At 71.1% G+C, this 20700-nt stretch carries 15 protein-coding genes; 4 read left to right on the top strand and 11 right to left on the bottom strand.

Annotated elements, in window-relative coordinates:
* From AC4IHM_RS33040 to AC4IHM_RS33030, 3 genes are read right to left on the bottom strand one after another with little or no spacing between them, the layout of a single operon-like run.
* Positions 1 to 1080 (bottom strand): ABC transporter permease, encoded by a 1080-nt coding sequence (locus AC4IHM_RS33040; RefSeq protein ID WP_490870646.1) that lies wholly within the window; start codon positions 1078 to 1080, stop codon positions 1 to 3.
* Complete coding sequence (locus AC4IHM_RS33035) at positions 1080 to 2105, bottom strand: sugar ABC transporter substrate-binding protein (protein ID WP_490871005.1); 1026 nt, start codon at positions 2103 to 2105, stop codon at positions 1080 to 1082. The genes AC4IHM_RS33040 and AC4IHM_RS33035 overlap by 1 nt, the downstream gene beginning before the upstream one ends.
* Before the next feature lie 8 nt (positions 2106 to 2113).
* Positions 2114 to 3133, bottom strand: a complete 1020-nt coding sequence (locus tag AC4IHM_RS33030; RefSeq protein WP_490870645.1) for a sugar ABC transporter substrate-binding protein — start codon at positions 3131 to 3133, stop codon at positions 2114 to 2116.
* Positions 3134 to 3403: 270 nt separating this feature from the next.
* On the opposite strand from AC4IHM_RS33030, the gene mmsA reads away from it, so the two are divergent.
* Positions 3404 to 4903 (top strand): CoA-acylating methylmalonate-semialdehyde dehydrogenase, encoded by a 1500-nt coding sequence (gene mmsA, locus AC4IHM_RS33025; RefSeq protein ID WP_490870644.1) that lies wholly within the window; start codon positions 3404 to 3406, stop codon positions 4901 to 4903.
* Positions 4903 to 5679, top strand: coding sequence for a GntR family transcriptional regulator (locus AC4IHM_RS33020; protein ID WP_490870643.1), 777 nt, complete (start codon positions 4903 to 4905; stop codon positions 5677 to 5679). Before mmsA ends, AC4IHM_RS33020 begins: the two co-directional genes overlap by 1 nt.
* 56 nt (positions 5680 to 5735) lie before the next feature.
* Here the strand turns inward: AC4IHM_RS33020 and AC4IHM_RS33015 are convergent, their stop codons facing one another.
* The 8 genes from AC4IHM_RS33015 to AC4IHM_RS32980 form a co-directional block, all read right to left on the bottom strand.
* Positions 5736 to 6584, bottom strand: coding sequence for a sugar phosphate isomerase/epimerase family protein (locus tag AC4IHM_RS33015; RefSeq protein ID WP_490870642.1), 849 nt, complete (start codon positions 6582 to 6584; stop codon positions 5736 to 5738).
* An 87-nt stretch (positions 6585 to 6671) separates the two neighbouring features.
* Positions 6672 to 7559 (bottom strand): sugar phosphate isomerase/epimerase family protein, encoded by an 888-nt coding sequence (locus tag AC4IHM_RS33010; RefSeq protein ID WP_490870641.1) that lies wholly within the window; start codon positions 7557 to 7559, stop codon positions 6672 to 6674.
* Positions 7556 to 8515 (bottom strand): NAD(P)-dependent oxidoreductase, encoded by a 960-nt coding sequence (locus AC4IHM_RS33005; protein ID WP_490870640.1) that lies wholly within the window; start codon positions 8513 to 8515, stop codon positions 7556 to 7558. Before AC4IHM_RS33005 ends, AC4IHM_RS33010 begins: the two co-directional genes overlap by 4 nt.
* A gap of 4 nt (positions 8516 to 8519) precedes the next feature.
* Complete coding sequence (locus AC4IHM_RS33000) at positions 8520 to 9737, bottom strand: Gfo/Idh/MocA family protein (RefSeq protein ID WP_490870639.1); 1218 nt, start codon at positions 9735 to 9737, stop codon at positions 8520 to 8522.
* Positions 9734 to 10543 (bottom strand): HpcH/HpaI aldolase family protein, encoded by an 810-nt coding sequence (locus tag AC4IHM_RS32995; RefSeq protein WP_490870638.1) that lies wholly within the window; start codon positions 10541 to 10543, stop codon positions 9734 to 9736. The genes AC4IHM_RS33000 and AC4IHM_RS32995 overlap by 4 nt, the downstream gene beginning before the upstream one ends.
* Positions 10540 to 12504: a 3D-(3,5/4)-trihydroxycyclohexane-1,2-dione acylhydrolase (decyclizing) gene (gene iolD / locus AC4IHM_RS32990; RefSeq protein WP_490870637.1), complete on the bottom strand. Its 1965-nt coding sequence runs from the start codon at positions 12502 to 12504 to the stop codon at positions 10540 to 10542. The genes AC4IHM_RS32995 and iolD overlap by 4 nt, the downstream gene beginning before the upstream one ends.
* 43 nt (positions 12505 to 12547) lie before the next feature.
* A complete protein-coding gene (locus AC4IHM_RS32985; RefSeq protein ID WP_490870636.1) occupies positions 12548 to 13921 on the bottom strand; it encodes an aldehyde dehydrogenase family protein in 1374 nt (457 codons plus the stop codon).
* A 440-nt stretch (positions 13922 to 14361) separates the two neighbouring features.
* Positions 14362 to 15930: an MFS transporter gene (locus tag AC4IHM_RS32980; RefSeq protein WP_490871004.1), complete on the bottom strand. Its 1569-nt coding sequence runs from the start codon at positions 15928 to 15930 to the stop codon at positions 14362 to 14364.
* Positions 15931 to 16293: 363 nt separating this feature from the next.
* Between AC4IHM_RS32980 and AC4IHM_RS32975 the strand changes: the two genes are divergently transcribed.
* Both AC4IHM_RS32975 and AC4IHM_RS32970 read left to right on the top strand, forming a co-directional pair.
* Positions 16294 to 17289 carry an Lrp/AsnC family transcriptional regulator gene (locus AC4IHM_RS32975; protein WP_490870635.1) on the top strand — a complete coding sequence of 332 codons (996 nt, stop codon included), beginning with the start codon at positions 16294 to 16296 and terminating at the stop codon, positions 17287 to 17289.
* Between the two features lie 242 nt (positions 17290 to 17531).
* The gene (locus tag AC4IHM_RS32970) at positions 17532 to 20660 is read left to right on the top strand and encodes a family 78 glycoside hydrolase catalytic domain (RefSeq protein WP_490870634.1); all 3129 of its coding nucleotides are present in this window, start codon (positions 17532 to 17534) and stop codon (positions 20658 to 20660) included.
* Positions 20661 to 20700: the final 40 nt, after the last annotated feature.

Raw genomic sequence — 20700 nt, 5'->3', positions numbered from 1 at the left:
TCACCTCCGGGTCGCTGTGCGCTGGACCCACTGATTGATCAGGACGGCGCCGAGCAGCATCACGCCGAGGAACGCCTTGAACCAGTCCGGATTCCAGCCCGCGAAGACGATGCCCTGCTGGACCATGCCGAACATGAACGCGCCGAAGACCGGGCCGATCGCCGAGCCGGCGCCGCCGGTCAGCAGGCAGCCGCCGATCACCGCCGCGGAGATGTAGATCAGCTCCTGCCCGACGCCCTCGCCCGACTGCACGGTGTTGAAGGTGAACAGCTGATGCATGCCGACGAACCAGGCACCGAAGCCGACCAGCATGAACAGCGAGATCTTCGTGAAGGCCACCGGGACGCCGACGGCCCGCGCCGACTCCTTGTTGCCGCCGACCGCGAAGATCCAGTTGCCGTACTTGGTGCGCAGCAGCACCCAGGTGGCGACGGCCGCGAAGAACAGCCACCACAAGACGGTGATCTTCACCTGGACTCCGCCGATGTCGAAGGAGGTCGCGAAGATCTTCTGCGCCTGGGCGAAGCCGTCCATGTCGCTGATGTCGTCGGTCGCCACATTGCCGGTGAACAGCTTGGTGACGGCGAGGTTCACGCCTTGCAGGATCAGGAAGCTGCCCAGGGTGATCAGGAAGCTGGGCAGCCCGGTCCTGACCACCAGCCAGCCGTTCAGGAAGCCGACCCCCAGCGACACCAGGAGCGCGACGATCACACCGAGCCACACGTTCATGCTCAGTTGGTAGCTGATCATGGCCGCGGTCAGTGCCGAGGTGATCACCGCGACGCCGGCCGACAGGTCGAACTCGCCGCCGATCATCAGGAGGGCCACGGGCAGCGCCATGATGCCGATGGTCGACGACTGGTAGAGCACCGTCGCCATCGAACTGCCGTCGCGCAGCGCCGGCGCCGCGGCGAAGAAGAAGACGAACACCGCGAGGGCGCCGAGGAAGACGCCCACTTCAGGCCGGGCCAACACCTGTACGACAAGCGGCCGTTCAGCGGTCCGCCCGTCCTTCTGCGGGGCCGGCGGAGCCGGCGACGGGGAACCCGTCGCCGGGGCCGTGGTCTGGGTCATGGTCATCACCGGGTTCCCTTCGCGGCGAACTGGGCGATCCGGTCGACGTTGGACTTGTCGACGAAGGCCGGACCGGTCAGCACGGGAGCCTCGCCGCCGCCGCTGTAGTTGCCGTTGTTCTTGTAGAGCCACAGGCCGTCGACGGCAAGGTAGCCCTGGAGGTAGGGCTGCTGGTCGACGGCGAACTCGATGGTGCCCTTGCTGATGGCACCGGTCAGGTCCTTGTTGAGGTCGAACGTGGCGACCTTCGCCTTGCTGCCGGCGTCGGACACCGACTGGACGGCGGTCAAAGCGATGGGGGCGGCGAGCCCGACCACGTAGTCGATCGAGTCGTCCTGCTTGAGCTTGGCGGTGATCGTCGACTTCACGGACGGCATGTCGGTGCCGTTGACATAGAGGATGTCCGTCGTGCCGGAGAACGTCTTCTTCACGCCGGTACAGCGCTGGGTCAGGCCGATGTTGCCCTGTTCCTGGATCACACAGACGGCCTTCTTGGCACCGACGGTGTTCAGCCTCTTGCCGAGCGCCTCGCCCGCGACGGTCTCGTCCTGGCCGAAGAACTCCAGCAGGCCGACCTTCTTCCACTCGCTGACACCGGAGTTGAAACCGACCACCGGTATCCCGGCCGCCTCCGCCTTGCCCAGCACGCTCTTGAGGGCGTCCGGCTTGGCGAGCGTGACGGCGATGCCGTCGACCTTCTGATCGATGGCGTTCTGGACCAGGTTGGCCTGGTTGCCCGCGCTGGGATCGCTGGAGTAGACCAACTTGACGTTGTCCTTGGCGGCAGCGGCCTGGGCACCCTTGCGGATCGTGTCCCAGAACGTGTCGCCAGGAGCCGCGTGCGTGATCATCGCGACCGTCATACGGGGAGTGTCGGCCTTGCCTGCCGAGACACCGGCCCCGCTCTCGTCGGCCTTCTTGCCTCCCGAACTGCTGGAGCACCCGGCCACGAGCAGCGCGGCGGCCGCCGCCACCGCGACGACGGGGACGACTCTGCGGGAACGGGTGCGGGAGTGGTCAGCATGGTGGATCACGGGAATCACCGGGTTCCCTTCGCGGCGAACTGGGCGATCCGGTCGACGTTGGACTTGTCGACGAAGGCCGGACCGGTCAGCACGGGAGCCTCGCCGCCGCCGCTGTAGTTGCCGTTCGTCTTGTAGAGCCACAGGGAGTCGATCGACAGGTATCCCTGGAGGTAGGGCTGCTGGTCGACGGCCCACTGGATCCTGCCGTCCTTGATGGCGCCGACCGCGTCCTTGTTGACGTCGAAGGTGGCGAGCTTCGTCTTGCCGCCGGCGTCGGCGATGGACTGGATGGCGGTCATCGCGAACGGGGCGCCGAGCGTCGTCACGTAGTCGATGGAGTCGTCCTGCTTGAGCTTGGCGGTGATCGTCGACTTCACGGACGGCATGTCGGTGCCGTTGACATAGAGGATGTCCGTCGTGCCGGAGAAGGTCTTCTTCACGCCTGCGCAGCGGGCCTCCAGGGCGACCTGCCCCTGTTCCATGATCACGCAGATGGTGTGCTTGGCGCCTGCCTCGTTGAGCCTGCGGCCGAACGCCTCTCCGGCGATGCTCTCGTCCTGGCCGAAGAACTGGAGCAGGCCCTGCTTCTTCCAGTCCTGCACGCCCGTGTTGAAGCCGACGACGGGGATGCCGGCCTGCTCGGCCTTGGCGACCACGCCCTTGAGGGCGTCCGGCTTGGCGAGCGTGACGGCGATGCCGTCGACCTTCTGATCGATGGCGTTCTGGACCAGGTTGGCCTGGTTGCCCGCGCTGGGATCGCTGGAGTAGACCAACTTGACGTTGTCCTTGGCGGCAGCGGCCTGGGCACCCTTGCGGATCGTGTCCCAGAACGTGTCGCCAGGAGCCGCGTGCGTGATCATCGCGACCGTCATACGGGGAGTGTCGGCCTTGCCTGCCGAGACACCGGCCCCGCTCTCGTCGGCCTTCTTGCCTCCCGAACTGCTGGAGCACCCGGCCACGAGCAGCGCGGCGGCCGCCGCCACCGCGACGACGGGGACGACTCTGCGGGAACGGGGTTGGGACGAACGATCCATCTTTCCGGCACCTCACTGTGCTACTGGGGAAAGGGAGAAGCGGCTGACCGGGCGAACGCCGCCGATCACATGCCGTTAACACGGCTGTTGCTTATGACGAGATAGAACCGTCACGCCACCCCGGGGTCAACGTTTGTACTGACATCATTTGCCCATCAGGGCAAGATGTCAGGACAAATGCTTGACGCTGGTTGCGAGTGCCCTCTACACCTGAAACGGCCGGCCCCGGAACGAACCGCGCCCGGCCGTCCGAAAGGAAACCCGCACCCGATGAAGAGTCTCCAGCACTGGATCAACGGCAAGCCCATCGAGGGTTCGTCCGGGCGCCACGGCGCCGTCCACGACCCGGCCACGGGCAACCAGGAGAAGCAGGTCCCCTTCGCCTCCGTGGCCGAGGTGGACGCGGCGGTCGCGGCCGCCAAGGACGCCTATCTGACCTGGGGTCAGTCCTCGCTGGCGCAGCGTACGTCGATTCTGTTCCGGTTCCGGGCGCTGCTGGACGAGCACCGGGACGAGATCGCGGGGCTGATCACGGCGGAGCACGGCAAGGTGCATTCCGATGCGCTGGGGGAGGTCGCGCGGGGTCTGGAGATCGTCGATCTGGCGTGCGGTATCGCGGTGCAGCTCAAGGGTGAGCTGTCGACGCAGGTGGCGACCCGGGTCGATGTGTCCTCGATCCGGCAGCCGCTGGGGGTGGTCGCGGGGATCACGCCGTTCAACTTCCCGGCGATGGTGCCGCTGTGGATGTTCCCGGTCGCCGTCGCGTGCGGGAACACCTTCGTGCTCAAGCCGTCGGAGAAGGACCCGTCGGCGGCGAACCGGCTCGGTGAGCTGCTTGCCCAGGCCGGTCTGCCGGAGGGGGTGTTCAATGTCGTGCACGGGGACAAGGTGGCGGTGGACCGGCTGCTGGAGCATCCGGACGTCAGGGCCGTCTCCTTCGTGGGCTCGACCCCCGTCGCCCGGTACATCCACGCCACCGCCTCGGCCGGCGGCAAGCGTGTGCAGGCGCTGGGCGGTGCGAAGAACCACATGCTGGTGCTGCCGGACGCCGACCTGGACGCGGCGGCGGACGCGGCGGTCAGCGCGGCCTACGGCTCGGCCGGGGAGCGCTGCATGGCCATCTCCGCGGTCGTCGCGGTCGGTGCCGTCGGCGACACCCTGGTGGAGAAGATCCGCGAGCGCGCGGAGAAGATCAGGATCGGTCCCGGCAGCGACCCGGCCTCCGAGATGGGCCCGCTGATCACCAGGGCCCACCGCGACAAGGTGGCCTCCTACGTGCAGGGCGCGGCGGCCGAGGGCTGCGAGGTCGTCCTGGACGGCACCGGCCACACCGTCGAGGGCTTCGAGGACGGCCACTGGATCGGCATCTCGCTCCTGGACAAGGTCCCGACCACCGCGAAGGCCTACCAGGACGAGATCTTCGGCCCCGTGCTGTGCGTGCTGCGCGCGGAGACCTACGAGGAGGGCGTGGCCCTCATCAACGCCTCGCCGTTCGGCAACGGCACCGCGATCTTCACCCGGGACGGCGGCGCGGCCCGCCGCTTCCAGCTGGAGGTCGAGGCCGGCATGGTCGGCGTCAACGTCCCCATCCCGGTCCCCGTCGGCTACCACTCCTTCGGCGGCTGGAAGGACTCCCTCTTCGGCGACCACCACGTCTACGGCAACGACGGCACCCACTTCTACACCCGCGGCAAGGTCGTCACCACCCGCTGGCCCGACCCCGCCGACACCCCCACCGGCGTCGACCTGGGCTTCCCGCGCAACCACTGATGGTGTCCGGGCGCCGGAAGGCGGACGGCGGCACGGGCGTGCTCGACTTCGCCCTCGACCGCACCAGCCCGATACCGCTGTACCACCAGTTCTCCCGGCAGTTGGAGCAGGCCATCGAGCACGGCCTGCTCCTGCCGGGTGCCCTGCTCGGCAACGAGATCGACCTCGCCGAACGGCTCGGCCTGTCCCGGCCGACCGTCCGGCAGGGCATCAGGACCCTGGTCGAGAAGGGGCTGTTGGTACGGCGCAGGGGCGTCGGCACCCAGGTGGTGCACCGCTCGGTCAAGCGCCCGCTGGAACTCACCAGCCTCTACGACGACCTGGAGGAGGCCGGGCAGGCGCCCAGCACCCGGGTGCTGCGCAACGACGTGGTGTCCGCGTCGGCGGAGGTCGCCGCGGCGCTGGGCATCGGCGAGGGCGACAGCGTGCTCCGGCTGGAGCGGATCCGGTACGCGGACGGACTCGCCGTGGCCGTCCTGCGCAACCATCTGCCGACCGGCCTGCTGCTCGGCCTCGACACCCGGCTGCTGGAGGCCACGGGTCTGTACCGGCTCCTGCACGGGGCCCATGTCGCTCTGCACAGCGCGCACCAGGTGATCGGCGCCGGTGCGGCCACCGCCGAGGAGGGCGAACACCTCGGGGAACCCGAGGGCGCGCCGCTGCTCACCCTGCGGCGCACGGCGTACGACGCCGCCGGTCAGGCCGTGGAGTACAGCACGCATCTCTACAACGCGGCGCGCCATGTGTTCGAGTTCCAGCTGTTCATGCGGAGATAGGGGTGGCGGGGACGGACCCACGGTCGTCCCCGCCACCCCTGTCGCTCCTGGTTCACCTACCGCACCAGTGCCGCGGCACTCCGGTACGCCGCCGCGGCGGCCTCCCGCACCGGCAGCGCACGGTGCGTGTCGGAGAGGATCTCCACGCCCCAGGGGCCGCGGAAGCCGGCCGTACGGAGCGCGCCGATGATCGCCGGCAGGTCGAAGGAGCCCTCCCCGCACAGGCGGCGGCGGTGGACGGTGTCCTCGAAGAGCGTGCCCACGACCTCGCTGTCGGCGTCGTTCAGCTCCACGCCCACGATCCGCGACCCGGGCAGGGCCGCCAGTTCGGCGGGCGGGGTGTGGGCGCGCTCGGTGTGCCAGACGTCGATGATGAGGCCGCCCGCCGGGTGGCCGGCGCTCTCGACGAGCCGCAGTCCGTCGTGCACGGTCTTGAGGTTGGACCAGGGCAGGGGTTCGACGCCGAGCCGGGCGCCCACCGCGTCGGCCTGCGCGGCCAGCGCGGCGAACTCCTCGGCCCAGACGTCGAGGTCCCAGGGCTCGTCCGCCACGTCGGGACCGATCTTGAAGGTGCGTGCGCCGAGGGCCTCGATGGCCCGCAGCATTCCGGCCCGGACGGAGTCCGACGCGGCCCGCCGGGCTCCGTCGGTCCACCAGTCGCTCAGCAGCTCCAGCTCGACGTGGCCGATGCCGTTGTCCTCGAAGAGGGAGCGGACACCGGCCAGCCCGTACTCGCGCTCGGCCTCCACCAGGTCGCAGTACAGCAGCCCGAAGGCCGTGAATCCGGCCTCGCGCGCCGCCTCCACCCGCTCGCGCAGGTTCAGCGGACTGCGCTGGTCCTTCTCGTCGGGAGCGGCGTCGCCCGCGGTGGTCCAGCAAGTGGCCAGAAACTCGTCAGCGGTCATTTCTGTTTCCTGGATTCCTCATGTTCGCGAAAGGACACCGGCGGGCGACGAGGGGCAATTGCACGTACGCGTCGAGAAGGTATACCGCTACGCGACATCGCGCAGCACCGCGCGCAGATGTTCGGCGCTGGCCCACACATCCTCGACCGGCCCCTTCTGCCGGGGTTCCTCGGTCAGGATGGTGTCCTGTTCCAGGACGTACCAGCCGTCGTAGCCGCGTGCGCCGAGGTGGGTGACGATGGCCCGGACATCCACGTCCCCCTCGCCCAGCGGGCGGTACATGCCCCCGCGTACGGCCTCGGTGTAGGTGAGGCGGCCCGACTGGACCTTGGCGGCGAGGGAGGCGTCCACATCCTTCATGTGGGTGTGGGCGATGCGCTCGGGCGCCTGGCGGGTCAGCTCTGCCGGGTCGGTGCCGCCGATGAGCAGATGCCCGGTGTCGAGGCACAGGGAGATCGCCGAGTGCTCCAGGACGCGTCGGACCTCGTCACCGTTCTCGATCATCGTGCCGACGTGCGGGTGCAGGACGGCGCGTACGCCCCGTTCGGCGGCCAGCGAGGCGAGCCGGTCGAGGTTGGACAGCAGCAGCCGCCAGCCGTCGGCGTCGAGTTCGGGCCGGGAGTCGTAGCCGTCCTGGCCGGTGACGGCGGACAGGACGAGCACCTCCGCCTTCGAGGCCGCGTAGCTCTCCAGGAGCTGTTCGGTCTCGGGCAGCGGGTCGTGTCCGGGCTCGTGCAGCAGCAGCGGGGTGAAGCCGCCCACCGCGTGGAGGTCGTGGTGGGCGAGGACCTGGGCCATGGCGTCCGGCTCGCCGGGCAGAAAGCCCTCGGGGCCGATCTCGGTGGCGGCCAGCCCGACTTCACGCATCTCGTTCAGCACCCGTTCGGGCGTCAACTGGTAGCCCCAGCCGGGGACTTCGCACACGCCCCAGGAGATGGGCGCGCCCGCGATCCTGTTCAGGGGTGAGGTGGTCATGCCGTGGCCTTTCGCTGGTTCCAGTCGGGGTCGGCGACCGCGGCCGGCGATCGGCCCGCGAGGACATCGGCGACACCGCGGGCGGCGTCGACGAAGGTCAGGGTCGTCGCCCGGCGCGTCATGCCCATCAGGTGCGGGGTGAGGACGACATCGGGGTGGTCGAACAGCGGGTGGTGCAGGGCCGGTTCCGGGTCGAACACGTCCAGTCCGACGCCCGACAGCCGGCCCGACTGCAGAGCGGCCAGGGTGGCGTCGGGGTCGAGCAGTCCGCCCCGGCCGCAGTTGATCAGGATCGATCCCGGCCTGACGCGGGAGAGCAACCGCTCGTCCACGAGGTGCCGGGTGCTCTCGACGAGCGGCGCGTGCAGGGTGAGCACGTCGCTGGAGGCGGCCAGTTCACCGAGGTCGGCGCGGGCGAACTCGGGCGGCGGCGGGCTGAACGGGTCGTGGGCGAGGGTCCGCATCCCGAAGGCGGCGGCGAGTTCGCCCACCCGGCGGCCGATGCGGCCGTAGCCGACGATCCCCAGGGTGGCGCCGTCGAGGTCGCCGACCGGTACGGTGTTCCGCTCGGCCCAGCGGCTCTCCCGTACGAGGTCGGTCAGCGGTTTCAGCCGCTTGGTCAGATGCAGGGCCATGGCGAAGACGCCCTCGGCCACGGCCCGGCTGCCGCTGCCCGGGGTGACGACCACGGCGATCCCGCGGGCCGAGGCCGCCGCCACGTCGACCAGGTCGACGCCGACGCCGGTGCGGGCGAGGACCCGCAGCCGCGGCGCCCGCCGCAGGAAGTCCTCGTCGACCCGCCGGTCGGCGCGCACGATGGCGCCCTCGGCGACCGCGAGGTCATCGGGTGTGGGGTCGGTGACGAAGGTGACCCGTTCGCCGAGGACGGGGGCCACCGTTTCGGCGTCGACGGGACCGAGGGCCACTACGACATGCTTGGTGACATGTTCAGTCATACGATCAACTCCGCGCCGGGTGGCCGAAGTTAGCGCCCGGCACGGCGGGCACCGGCTGCCAGGAGCCGTTCGCCGCGGAGGCGGCGGCCGCCTCGATCACCTCGGCCACGGCGTGCGCGTCCTCGATGGTGGAGTTGTGGTGCTCGACGCCGGCCACGGCGGCCAGGAACTTCTTGGCCTCGACGACCTTCAGGTCGTCGTAGCCCATGCTGTTGCCCGGTCCGGGCTGGAAGCTGGCGTAGTCGCCCATGTGGCCGTTGCCGAGCACGGTGGTGTAGCCCTGGTGGGGGCCGCTGCGGTCCAGGGCGACGCGCAGTTCGTTCATCCGCTCGAAGTTCCAGGTGACCGAGCCGTCGGTGCCGTAGATCTCGAAGCCGATGCCGCACTGCGGGCCGACGATGACGCGGGACGCCTCCAGCGTGCCGACGGCTCCGCCCTGGAAGCGGACCAGCGCGGCGCTGTAGTCGTCGTTCTCCACGGTGGCCATCTCGCCGTCCTCGATCACCGCGAAGTGCGTGCCCGAGCCCATGGGCAGGATGGGGCGCTCGGTGTAGACGGTGCTGGTGAGGGCGGAGACCTCGTCGATGGGGGCGACGACGTAGCTGACGAGGTCCACGACGTGGCTCATCAGGTCGCCGAGCGCGCCGTGCCCGGCCAGGTCCCGCTTGAAGCGCCAGGACAGCGCGCCCTTGGGCTCGGAGGCGTAGCCGGAGAAGAAGGTGGCCCGCACGTTGGTGACCCGGCCGAGCCGCCCCGTGGCGATCAGCTCGCGGGCCCGCTCCACGGCGGGGGCGTGCCGGTAGTTGTAGCCGATGGAGGTGACGACGCCGGCCGCGCGCGCCGCGGCGGCGACCTCGGCCGTCTCCTCGGCACCGCGTCCCACCGGCTTCTCGATCCAGAACGGCTTGCCGGCCTTGGCCGCGGCGATGCCTATCTCGTGGTGGAGGAGGTTGGGCGCGCAGATCGAGACGACCTCGACCTCCGGGTCGTCGAGGACGGCCCGGTAGTCGGTGGATGCCTTCGCGTAGCCGAGCACGTCACGGGCGTAGGCCGCGCGGTCCTCGGCCGTGTCGGCGGCGTGCACGAGGCGGGGCTTGATGCCCAGCTCGGGGTAGACGGAGGGCAGTGCCTGGTAGGCGCGGCTGTGGAGCTTGCCCATCCAGCCGACGCTGATCAGGCCGACGCCGATCTCACGTGCGGCGTGCGGGGTGGCGGGGGTCATGATCGTGTCTCCTGGGAGTCCTGAGAGCCGTGGGGCTGGGGCCGGGCCTGGTCGAGCGCGGCGGACAGGGCTGCCGCGAGCAGGGTGGCGTCCGAGCCGATGCCGATGAACGTCCAGCCCTCGGCGCGTTTGGCGGCGGCGGCCGCACCGTCGGGGACGAGCAGTCCGCAGGCTTTGCCGTGCGCGGCGGCGGCCTTGCGGACGCGGTCCAGGGCCTCCCGGTAGACCGGTGCGGCGAAGTCGCCGGGCACGCCGAGGTCGTGGCTGAGGTCGCGGGGGCCGACGAACAGTACGTCGACGCCGTCCAGCGCGGCGATCGCCTCGACCTCCGCCAGGGCGGATGCCGACTCGATCTGGACCACGCCGAGGAGTTCGCCCTCCCGGTCCAGGGCCCCGGCGTCGAGCCCGAAGCGGCACGCCCGGTTGTAGGTGGCCACGCCCCGGTCTCCCTCGGGCGGGTACCTCAAGTGTCGCAGTGCTTCCCGGACTTCGGCGGCGGTGTCGAGTCGCGGCAGCATGATCCCGGCGGCGCCCAGGTCGAGGACGCGGCCGATGCGGATGCGGGCGGCGGACTCCACGCGTACGACGGTCGGGACGCCGTAGGCCGCCGCGATCGGGAAGACCGTACGGGCCTGCTCCTCGCCCCCCGCGCCGTGTTCGAGGTCGAGCAGCAGCCAGTCGGCGCCGGCCGCGGCGCACACCTCGGCCGTGACCGGGGAGGCGGTGCCGACGAAGGTGCCGAACGTGGTCTCGCCGGCGGCGAGCCGGGCGCGCAGGCGGCCGTGATCCAGGGGAGAGCGATTCATCCGTACCACCTCTGGGACGCCAGACCTTCTTCGTACTCGCCGCGCAGTTGCGCGACGGTTTCCCGCTCGGAGACCTCGGCCGGGGCCACGTCCCACCAGACTCCGGCGCCGGGCAGGTCGGCGTGCGGTACGACGGGGACGACCAGGAGGACCGGGCCGGTGTGGTCGCGGGTCTCGGTCAGCGCGGCGCGTACCTCGTCGGCGGTCGTGGCCCGAAGGGCGCGGGCGCCGAGGCCCTCCCCGATCTTGACGAGGTCGACCGGGAGGTACTCGCCCTCCAGGCGTGCGGGCTTGCCGGATCCGATCTCCAGGCTGCCGTCGCGGTAGCGGAACTCGTTGCCGAACTCCCGTCCGCTGCGCCCCATCTGGAGTCGGTGGATGACCTGGTAGCCGTGGTTCTCCGGGATCACGATCGTGACCGGGAGCCTTTCCTGGACGGCCGTGACCAGTTCGGTCGGCGCCATCAGGAACGTGCCGTCGCCCAGCAGGGACAGCACCCGCTTCGTGGGGTCCGGCTCCGCGAAGCGGACGCCGATCGCGGCGGGCAGCTCGTAGCCCATGCACGAGAAGCCGAACTCCAGGTGGGCGTGACGGCCCTCGGTGGCGTCCCACACCTTCTGCAGGTCACCGGGCGGACCGCCGGCGGCGGCGATGATCGTGTCGCCGGAGCGCGCGTGTTCCTGGAGCAGTCCGATCAACTGGCCCTGGGTGAGGGCGGCTCCGGTGTCGCGCACGACATCGGAGTCGTCGGGCAGCGACGCGAGGTCGAAGGGGGTGTCCGGGTCGAGTGCGGCGGCGCGCTGTTCCCGCCACCGCTCGTCCAGGGCGCGGGCCTTCTCCTGCCAGGCCGCCGGAGTGCTGGTGCCGTTCGCCCGTACGGCGTCCGCCAGCGCGGCCAGGGCCCGCTTGGCGTCGGCCACGATGCCGGTCGCGCCCAGGCGGCCCGCGTCGTGCATATTGACGTTGATGCTCGCGAAGCGCACCCGCGGGTTCTGGAAGACGGAGTGCGAGGCGGTGGCGAAGTCGGTCAGCCGTGAGCCGACGGTGAGCACGAAGTCGGCCTCCCGGGCCAGGGCGTTGACCGCCGGGGTGCCTTCGAGGCCGATGCCGCCGAGCTGCCACCAGGCGCGGCGCTGGACGGCGCCCTTGCCCGCGAACGTCTCCGCGACGGGGATGCCGGCCGCGTCGGCGAGTGCCTCCAGCTCTTCGGTGGCGCCGGAGTACACGACCCCGCCACCGGCGATGATCAGAGGTTTCTCCGCCTCGGCGAGCAGCCGCGCGACCACGGCGACCTCGTCGGCGTCCGGCGCGGGACGGCGGATCGGCCAGTCGCGCTCGGCGAAGAACTCCACCGGGAAGTCGTAGGCGTGGGACTGGATGTCCTGCGGGAGGGAGACGACGACCGCACCGGTGTCGACGTCGGTGAGTACCCGCATCGCCGCGGGCAGCGCGGTCAGGAGCTGCTCGGGCCGGGTGATGCGGTCGAAGAAGCGGGAGACGGGCCGGAAGGCGTCGTTCACCGAGGCGTCGGCCTCGATGGGGTGCTGCAACTGCTGGAGTACGGGCCCCTGGTGGCGGGTCGCGTAGGTGTCGCCCGGCAGCAGCAGGACGGGCAGCCGGTTGACGGTGGCGAGGCCCGCCCCGGTCACCATGTTGAGAGCACCCGGGCCGATGGAGGCGGTCACGGCGAGGGTGGCGTGCCGCTTGGTCGCCTTGGCGTAGGCGGTCGCGATGTGGACCAGGGCCTGTTCGTTGCGGCCCTGGACGAAGGGGAGTTGGTCGCTCAGCTGGTCGAGGGCCTGGCCGAGCCCGGCCACGTTGCCGTGGCCGAAGATGCCCAGCGCGGCCGGTACGAGGCGGCGGCGGTGGCCGTCGGCCACGGAGTACTGGCGGGAGAGGTAGGTGACGACGGCCTGGGCGACGGTGAGGCGCACCGTGCCCTGTGGCGTCCGGTCGGTCATGAGTCGGCTCCTGATCGGGGATGTGTACGGGGACGCGGCCACGTCACCAGGGGCGGCCGTGCAGGACGACGGTCTTGACCTCGGTCATCTCACTGACCGCGGCGCGGGGGCCTTCCTTGCCGTAGCCGCTGCCCTTGAGACCGCCGTACGGCATGAGGTCGGCGCGCCACAGCGGCGTCCAGTTGATGTGGACGGAGCCGGCGTCGATCTCCCGGATGGCGCGGACCGCGCCGGCCACGTCGGAGGTGAAGATCCCCGCGCCGAGGCCGTAGGCGGTGCCGTTGGCCTGGGCGATGGCGGACTCCCAGTCGGCGGCCGAGCTGACGGCGACGGCGGGTCCGAACAACTCCTGCTGGCTGAAGGGGGATTCGGGATCCACATCGGCCACGACGGTCGGTGCGACCACGGTGCCGTCGCGCTCGCCGCCGGTCAGGACGCGCGCGCCGTCCGCCCGCGCCCGCGCGATGGCCCGCTCCACCCGTTCCGCCTCGGCGGTCGTGATCAGGGAGCCCATGGTCGTCTCGGGGGACGAGGGGTCCCCGGTCCTGATGGCCTCGACCTTGGGGACGAGGGCGTCGAGGAAGTCGGCGGTGATCTCGGGGTGCGTGATCACCCGCTGAACGGAGATGCACACCTGCCCGGCGTTGACGTAGCCGCCCAACGCCACGGCGCTGGCGGCCAGTTCGAGATCGGCGTCGGGCAGGACGACCACCGGGCAGGAGGCGCCCAGTTCGAGGGAGAGCTTCTTCACTCCCGCGACCCTCGCGATGTGCTCGCCGGTCGCCGTGGAGCCGGTGAAGGAGATCTTCCGCACCCGGGGATCGGTCACGAGAGCGTCGCCCAACACCCCGCCGGAACCGACGAGTACGGACAGCACGCCCTCGGGGAGCCCGGCGTCCACGAAGCACTCGGCGAGCGCCAGCGCGGTCAGCGGTGTCGAGGTGGCCGGCTTGAGGACGACCGCGTTTCCCGCCGCGAGCGCGGGGGCCAGCTTGTGCAGTACGAGCAGCGAGGGGTAGTTGAACGGGGTGATGGCCACCACGACCCCGCAGGGCTGGCGCAGCGTGAAGCCCACCTTGTCCTGGCCGGTGCCGCGGTTGGCGTCCAACGGCAATGTCTCGCCGTAGAGTTGGGTGCCCTCGAAGGCCGCGAGACGGATCAGGTCACCGGATCGCGATGCCTCGCCGGTGGCCTCGCTGATGGTCTTGCCCGACTCCGAGCTGATGGTCTGCGCGATCTCGGGGGCTCGCTGGTCGGCGAGTTCCGCGGCCCGCAGCAGGATCGTCATCCGCTCGTGGGCGGGCGTACGCCGCCAGAGCGCGGCGCCCCGCTCCGCCGCCGCCAGGGCCGCCTCGACGTCCTCGGGGCCGGCCACCGCGACGCTGCCGACGGTCTTGCCGTCGAAGGGCGACGTCACGTCCCAGGTCTGTCCCTGCCCTGCCGACGCTTGCCACCGGCTTCCGATGAGTAGTTCCGCGGGCGCCATTGCCGTCTCCCTCCAGAAACCGTCGAGGCTGGTCCGTGGCTTCTCCAAGAAGCTCCCGAAAGACCTTTCACAAGGCCGAAGAAGTACCGAGCAGCCGACAGCCAGGCCGTTTACCTGGGCGCAACGGTAGGTGGGCCGCAGGGCATTGTTGAAGGGGCGGGATCCATCATTATTACGTCATTGGATCCATCTCGTTTCCATCATCTGTCGTGCCGGTGCGCTCGCGCCGGATGGATCACGCACAGCGCGGTGCGTCGACCGGTGGTCGCCTCTTCCCTGCGACGGCCGTGCCGGGCCCGACCGCGCAAGAGCCGGTTCCGGGGATTCCCGGAACCGGCTCTTGAAACCGACGGCGGCAGTGCCGTCCCGTGTCAGGCGCCCTCCCCCACGACGGCCTCGGGCCGCTGCGGGGTAGTGCCGGGCGGCGTCTGTGCCTGCGACGCGCGCACGACCTTCGCCGTCCCCGCGCGGGGCGTGCGGGGGCGCAGCAGGATGAAGGCGAGGAGGGCGGCCAGGAAGGTCAGCGTGGCCGAGACGGTCAGGCACAACCGCATGCCTTCGAGGAAGGCGTCGCCGACGGCGCCCCAGACCTGGCCGGCCTGCGCGCCGAGCGGTACGGATCCGACCGCGCCGAGGCCGCCGTCGCGGGCCGCGTCGGTGAGCCGGTCGGCGAGAGGCCCCTCGACGCCGGCGCCGGAGAGGCTGCCGGGCAGCGCGGAGACGGCGCGGCTGGTGAGGAGGGCGCCGAGCACGGCGGGGCCGAGCGCGCCGCCGACCTGGCGGAAGGCGTTGTTTCCCGCGGCGGCCATCCCGGCGAGCGGGTGCGGCACGGAGGCGACGGCGACGGCCGTCATCGGGGTCGTCACCAGGCCCATGCCGAGTCCCAGCAGGAGCAGCCGCCAGGAGAGCGACCCGAAGGAGGTACTCGCGTCGGCGCCGAGCAGGGTGAGCAGTGCGGCGGTCACCATGAGCAGCCCGGTGGTGATCATGAGGCGCGGTGAGACCTTGTGCATGACGCGCCCGGCGACCCCGCTGACGAGCAGCGCGGCTCCGGTGATCAGGAGCATCCGCCAGGCGGTGTCGAGCGTGTCGAGGTGCTGGACCATGCCGAAGTAGAGGCTCAGCACGAAGAAGAAGCCGATCATGCCGAGGAACATGACCATGGCCACCAGGGTGGTGGCGGTGAAGCCGGGGCTGCGGAAGAGCGCGAGGTCGAGCATCGGATGCGCGGAGCGCCGCTCGGCGACGACGAAGACGGTCCCGCTGACGACCGCGACGGCGAGCGCGACGACGACCTGGGTGTCGCCGAAGGAACCCGCGCCGCCCTGGATGACTCCGAAGACGAGCGCGGTGATGGCGAGCGCGGCGCTGATCTGTCCAGGCCAGTCCAGCCGTCCGGTGCGCGGGGCGCGGGACTCGGGCAGCAGCCGCAGGGAGAAGCCGAAGGCGAACAGCGCGACGGGTATCGGCACGAGGAAGATCCACCGCCAGCCCGCCTGGCCGAGGATCAGCCCGGCGACCACGCCGCCGATGGCGAGCGCGCCGAGCAGGCACATCGCCCAGAAGCCGATGAACTTTCCGCGCTCGCGGTGGTCGGGCACGGCGTGGCTGATCAGTGCCAGCGTCGTCGGCAGCAGCGCGGCGGCACCGATCCCGGAGAGCGCCTGACCGGCCCACAGCTGGCCGACCGAGTGTGCGGTGAGCGAGGTCGCGGCGCCGGCGGCGGACAGCAGCAGCCCGGTGAGGTAGACCTTCTTGCGGCCGTGGACGTCGCCGAAGACCCCGGCGGTGAGGATGAAGGCGGCCATCGGCAGCACGAAGGCGTCCGAGACCCACGCCAGTTGCGAGGTGGTCGTGGACAGGGCCGACTGGATGGCGGTCAGGCTCACCGAGACGCTCGTCACCGGCAGATAGGCGACGAAGACCCCGAGGCAGGCCATGAGGAGCGTCACCCCGCGACGGGGCTCGGCGGCGGGCGGTGACTGGGACAAGAGGACTCCTTCGAAGCGCCGGAACTGCGGCGCGAGGGACGGGTGGGGGGCGCGCGAGCGGTGGAGCGGGTCCGGCCCTGCGGGACCGGGGCGGGCGACGAAGCTCGCTCACCTGGCCGGACGGGCCGGACGGCGACGCTGCCGGCCGGCGTCGGGGAGACACGGACCCCGCGGTGCGGGCGCGGGGCGCACCGTGCATCCGCTCGCTGCGTACCTCCAGAAGTCTCCGTCACACCCGACGATTCCCCCAAATTCCTTCCGAAGACATGGGTTAAACCGCTACCACCAAGCACTTCGTGCGAAGATTCCTCCATGCTCGACACCCTGGACAGCCTTATCCTCCACGCTCTGCACGTGGTGCCGCGCGCGCCGTTCCGCGTGATCGGGGAGGCGGTCGGAGTGTCGGAGCAGACCGTGGCGCGACGCTACCGGGCGATGCGGCGTACGGGCACCGTGCGGGTCGTGGGACTCGTCAACCCGGCGGTGCAGGGCCTCACTTCGAGCGTCGTGCGGATCACGCTGAGCCCGGACAGGATCGACGCGCTCGCCGAGGCGGTGACCCGGCTGCCGGAGGTCTCCTTCGCGAACATCTCCTTCGGCGGCTCGGAGATCGTCTGCTCTGTCGAGGCGCCCCACGACGGGCGGGTGCCGGAGGTGCTGCGCCAACTCGCGCGCTTCCCGGGTGTGGTGGATCTCGACACCCGCATGGTGCTGCACGCCTATTCCCCGCCCGGCGCCGACTGGGCACGGCTTGGCCCCTCGCTCCCGCAGGAGGCGGTGGAGCTGCTCCTGGAGCGGCATCCGCGGCAGCGGCCGCAGGGCCCGCCGGTAGAACTGCGCGAGGAGGACGGCGCGCTGCTCGCCGTCCTCGCCGAGGACGGCCGGGCGAGCCAGGCCACGCTGGCCGAGGGCACCGGCTGGACCACCGGCCGGATCGCCCGCCGCATGGAGGTCCTGGAGCGCTCGGGCACCCTCGTGTACGACGTGGACCTGGTGCCGGAGCGGCTGGGTTACCCCTTCAGTGCGGCGCTGTGGCTGCGCACCTCCCCGGAGCGGCTGCACGAGACGGGCACGGCGGTCGCCGCGCTCGCCCGCGTCGTCTTCGCCGCGGCCACGACCGGCGACCAGAACCTCATGGCGATCGTGATGTGCACGGACGCCGCCGACTTCTACGACTTCCTCAGCCACCGCCTCGCCACGGTCCCCGGCGTCACCGGCTATGCGGTGAGCGTCCGCCTCCGCCCCCTCAAACAGGCCGCGTCACTCGTCTACCGGGGCCGGCTGATTCCCCCGCCTCCGCGGCGGTGAGGGGGGAGAGAAGTCGGTGGCCGGCGGTCGGGTCCCGCGGCAGGCGCACCGGCGGGAGTCGGTAAAACGTTTCATTCGTTTCATCATCGTTTCCTCGTCCTACTGGTTGACCCGCTTTCTGCACGGCGTTTAACCTCCGAGCCACCTGAGTGAAACCTTTCACCGCTGCGAGGTCGCCCATGTCCAGACACCCGTCGCGTCGCAGGATCTTGCAGCTGGGGGCCGCGGCATCCGCCTCTGTTGTGGTCTTCGGTTCCAAGGCGTCCGCCGCCGCGCGCGGTGAGGGCGTGCGGTGCGCGCCCACCGGGCTGTTGACCGACCTGCTGCCGCGGGGCCTGAGTGCCGGTGCCGGACAACGGCCGCGATTCAGCTGGCAGGTCCCCGATCTCGGAGCCGGTGTCCCCCAGCACGCCTACCAAGTGGAGGTCGCCGCCACCCCGTCGGGGTTCCGGGAGGGTCATCTGGTCTGGGACAGCGGCAAGGTGGCCGCCGCCGACTCCACGGCCGTGGCCTACGGGGGTCCGGCGCTCAAACCCCGGACCGCCTACTGGTGGCGGGTCCGCAGCTGGGGCGAAGGCGAGCCGTCGTCGTGGTCGGAGCCGGCACTGATGGCGACGGCGGTGGAGAACGAGTGGCAGGCCACGCCCATCTGGGCTCCGGCCGGGCCCACGCTGTCGGACGGCACCTTCGCCGCCCGTCTGAAGGTCACCGCGGTCGCCGCCGGCCTGTGGTTCCGGGCCACCGACACCTCCAACAACTACATGTGGCAGCTGCGGGCCGGAACCACCGCCGGAGTCCTGCGCAAGCACGTGTGCGTCGGCGGCACCTACAGCGTCCTCGGGGAGGTGACCCTGCCCTTCCCGGTCGGCACCGACACCTGGATCGACCTCTCCGTCACCATGACCGGCTCCACCTTCACCACCCGCGTCAACGGCGTCGTCGTCGACACCACCACCGACGCCCGCTACGCCTCCGGCAACATCGGCCTGCGCAACGGCCTCACCGAGTCGCAGGTGTACGACAGCGTCCGCTTCACCGCGGCCGACGGCACCGTACTGATCGAGGACGACTTCACGTCCGACCGGGGCACGTTCTCCGCGGGCACCGTCGCGAACGGCGTCCTCACCCTCCCCGCCGGCGCCTCCTCGCTCTCCTCGTACGGCGCCGACTCCACGTGGGCCCTGCTGCGGCACGAATACGGCCTGGCCTCCGGCAGGGAGGTCGCCGCCGCCGTACTGCACGTCGCGGCCACCTCCGCCGCCCCGGCCCGGCAGTACGCGGCCAAGGTGTGGAGCAACGGCAGCCTGGTCGGCCACGCGTCGGTGCGCTCCGGGTCCGGTGTCGCGTACCAGTCCTTCGACATCACCGACACCCTGCGCGCCGGCCGGGCCAACGCCCTGGCCGCGCTCTGTTACACCACCTCGCAGCAGAAGTTCCTGGCCCAGCTGGAGGTCACGTACGCCGACGGCGGCCGGGCCACCATCGGCTCGGGCGGCGACTGGAAGGCCCGCGGCCAGGCCGGTCTGCTCCCGGCCGGGGGCAGTGCGGGCAGTACGTTCTTCACCGTGCCCCAGGAGAACTGGGATCTGCGCAACGAGCCCGTCGGCTGGACCGAGCCCGGCTTCGACGACGGCGCCTGGCACTCCCCCGCCGCCCGTTCCGCCATCGACGCACTGGTCCCGGCGCCCATCGAGCCGGTACGGCTGCACGACGTCTCCCCCGCCTCGGTGACCAAGGCGGCCGACGGCCGCTGGCTGGTGGACCTCGGCCGGGAGATCGTCGGCGGGCTGGCCCTGGAGGTCACCGGAAAGGCGGGCGACACCGTGGAGGTGCGGCTCGGCGAGGAACTCGACGCCGACGGCAGCGTCCGGTACCAGCTACGGGCCACCAACGTCTACCGCGAGGTGTGGACCCTGCGCGACGGCGCCCAGCGCTTCGAGCACTGGGGCTACCGCGGCTTCCGCTGGGCCGAACTGCGCACCTCCGTCGACCTGTCCCGGGCGACGGTCAAGGGCCGCGCCTGGAAGCTCGACTGGGACGACTCCGACTGCGCCTTCAGCAGTTCCGACCCCGATCTCGACCGGGTCTGGGACCTGTGCCGCTACTCCGTCGAGGCCACCCGCGGCGACCTCTACCAGGACACCCCGACCCGTGAGCGCGGCCCCTACGAGGGCGACGCGTTCGTCAACCAGCTCTCCGAGTACGGCGTGCAGCGCTCGTTCGCACTCGCCCGGTGGTCCAACGACTACCTCGTACGCCAGGGCACCTGGCCCACCGAGTACCGGCTCATGTGCGCGATCTCCGCCTGGGAGGACTACCTCGCCACCGGCGACGACCGGCAGCTCGCCAAGGACTACGCCCTGCTCGCCGCCAAGAACCTCACCTCCTATCTCGGGTCGGACGGCCTGGTCCACAAGGCACCGGGCAACTCCAGCCAGGACCTCGGGGACCTGGTCGACTGGCCCGCCACCAACCGCGACGGCTATGTCTTCACCGATGTCAACACCGTCGTCAACGCCTTCCAGTACGCGGCCTTCGACGCCCTCGCCAAGTGCGCCGCCGTCCTCGGCAGGAGCGACGAGGAGGCGTCGCTGCGGGCGCGTGCCGACACCCTCGCCGCCGCCATGTGCGACACCCTGCTCGACGGTCCGGCGGGCCGGTTCCGCGACGGGGCCGGCACCACCCACGGCGCCCAGCACGCGACCGCCTTCCCCGTCGCGCTCGGCGCGGCCGACGCCCTCGACGACGAGACGCTGGCCAGGATCGGCGACACCCTCGCCGCGGGTGGCATGAGAGTGAGCGCGTACGGGGCGCAGTTCCTGCTCGACGCGCTGTTCCGGCTCGGCCGCGCCGACGCCGCGCTCGCGCTGCTCACCTCCAGGACCACGAACTCCTGGCTGCACATGATCGACGACCTGAAGGCCACCATCGTCGCCGAGGCGTGGGATCCGTCGCTGAAGCCGAACATGACCTTCTCCCACGCCTGGGCCTCCGCCCCGGCCAACGTCGTGGCCCGGCATGTGCTGGGCGTCCAGGTCACGGAGGCGGGCGCGGCCGGTTTCCGTGTCCGGCCCAGGACCGGGAGGCTGACCGAGGTCGACGGCACGGTGCCGTCCCTGCGCGGCCCGGTGTCGGTCTCCCTGCGCCGTTCCGGGGGCACGCACTCCCTCAAGGTGACCGTCCCGCCCAACACCCGGGCGGTGGCCGAACTGGAGATCGGTGACGCCGACCCCACGGACTACCGGGTGGCCACCACGGGCGCCCACGCGGACGGCGGGGTCGAGGTGACGTTGTTCAACGATCTGACCGGCACGGTGCTGCGGGTCGGCCCGGTCGGCTCGGGCACCACGGTGATCGCCCGGCGGGCGTAGACGGCGGCGGGGACGGATGCCCCGGTCACGGCCCGACGGT

This window comes from Streptomyces sp. SL06 (assembly GCF_058244745.1).
This window is presented reverse-complemented; position numbering and strand designations above follow the sequence as displayed.

Excerpts from the sequence above, each read along its gene's own strand:
- AC4IHM_RS33020 (WP_490870643.1), top strand. The coding sequence starts at position 4,903 with ATGGTGTCCGGGCGCCGGAAGGCGGACGGCGGCACGGGCGTGCTCGAC.
- AC4IHM_RS32980 (WP_490871004.1), bottom strand. The coding sequence starts at position 15,930 with ATGGCCTGCCTCGGGGTCTTCGTCGCCTATCTGCCGGTGACGAGCGTC.
- AC4IHM_RS33030 (WP_490870645.1), bottom strand. The coding sequence starts at position 3,133 with ATGGATCGTTCGTCCCAACCCCGTTCCCGCAGAGTCGTCCCCGTCGTC.
- mmsA (WP_490870644.1), top strand. The coding sequence starts at position 3,404 with ATGAAGAGTCTCCAGCACTGGATCAACGGCAAGCCCATCGAGGGTTCG.
- AC4IHM_RS33000 (WP_490870639.1), bottom strand. The coding sequence starts at position 9,737 with ATGACCCCCGCCACCCCGCACGCCGCACGTGAGATCGGCGTCGGCCTG.
- iolD (WP_490870637.1), bottom strand. The coding sequence starts at position 12,504 with ATGACCGACCGGACGCCACAGGGCACGGTGCGCCTCACCGTCGCCCAG.
- AC4IHM_RS33015 (WP_490870642.1), bottom strand. The coding sequence starts at position 6,584 with ATGACCGCTGACGAGTTTCTGGCCACTTGCTGGACCACCGCGGGCGAC.
- AC4IHM_RS33005 (WP_490870640.1), bottom strand. The coding sequence starts at position 8,515 with ATGACTGAACATGTCACCAAGCATGTCGTAGTGGCCCTCGGTCCCGTC.
- AC4IHM_RS33010 (WP_490870641.1), bottom strand. The coding sequence starts at position 7,559 with ATGACCACCTCACCCCTGAACAGGATCGCGGGCGCGCCCATCTCCTGG.
- AC4IHM_RS32995 (WP_490870638.1), bottom strand. The coding sequence starts at position 10,543 with ATGAATCGCTCTCCCCTGGATCACGGCCGCCTGCGCGCCCGGCTCGCC.
- AC4IHM_RS33040 (WP_490870646.1), bottom strand. The coding sequence starts at position 1,080 with ATGACCATGACCCAGACCACGGCCCCGGCGACGGGTTCCCCGTCGCCG.
- AC4IHM_RS32975 (WP_490870635.1), top strand. The coding sequence starts at position 16,294 with ATGCTCGACACCCTGGACAGCCTTATCCTCCACGCTCTGCACGTGGTG.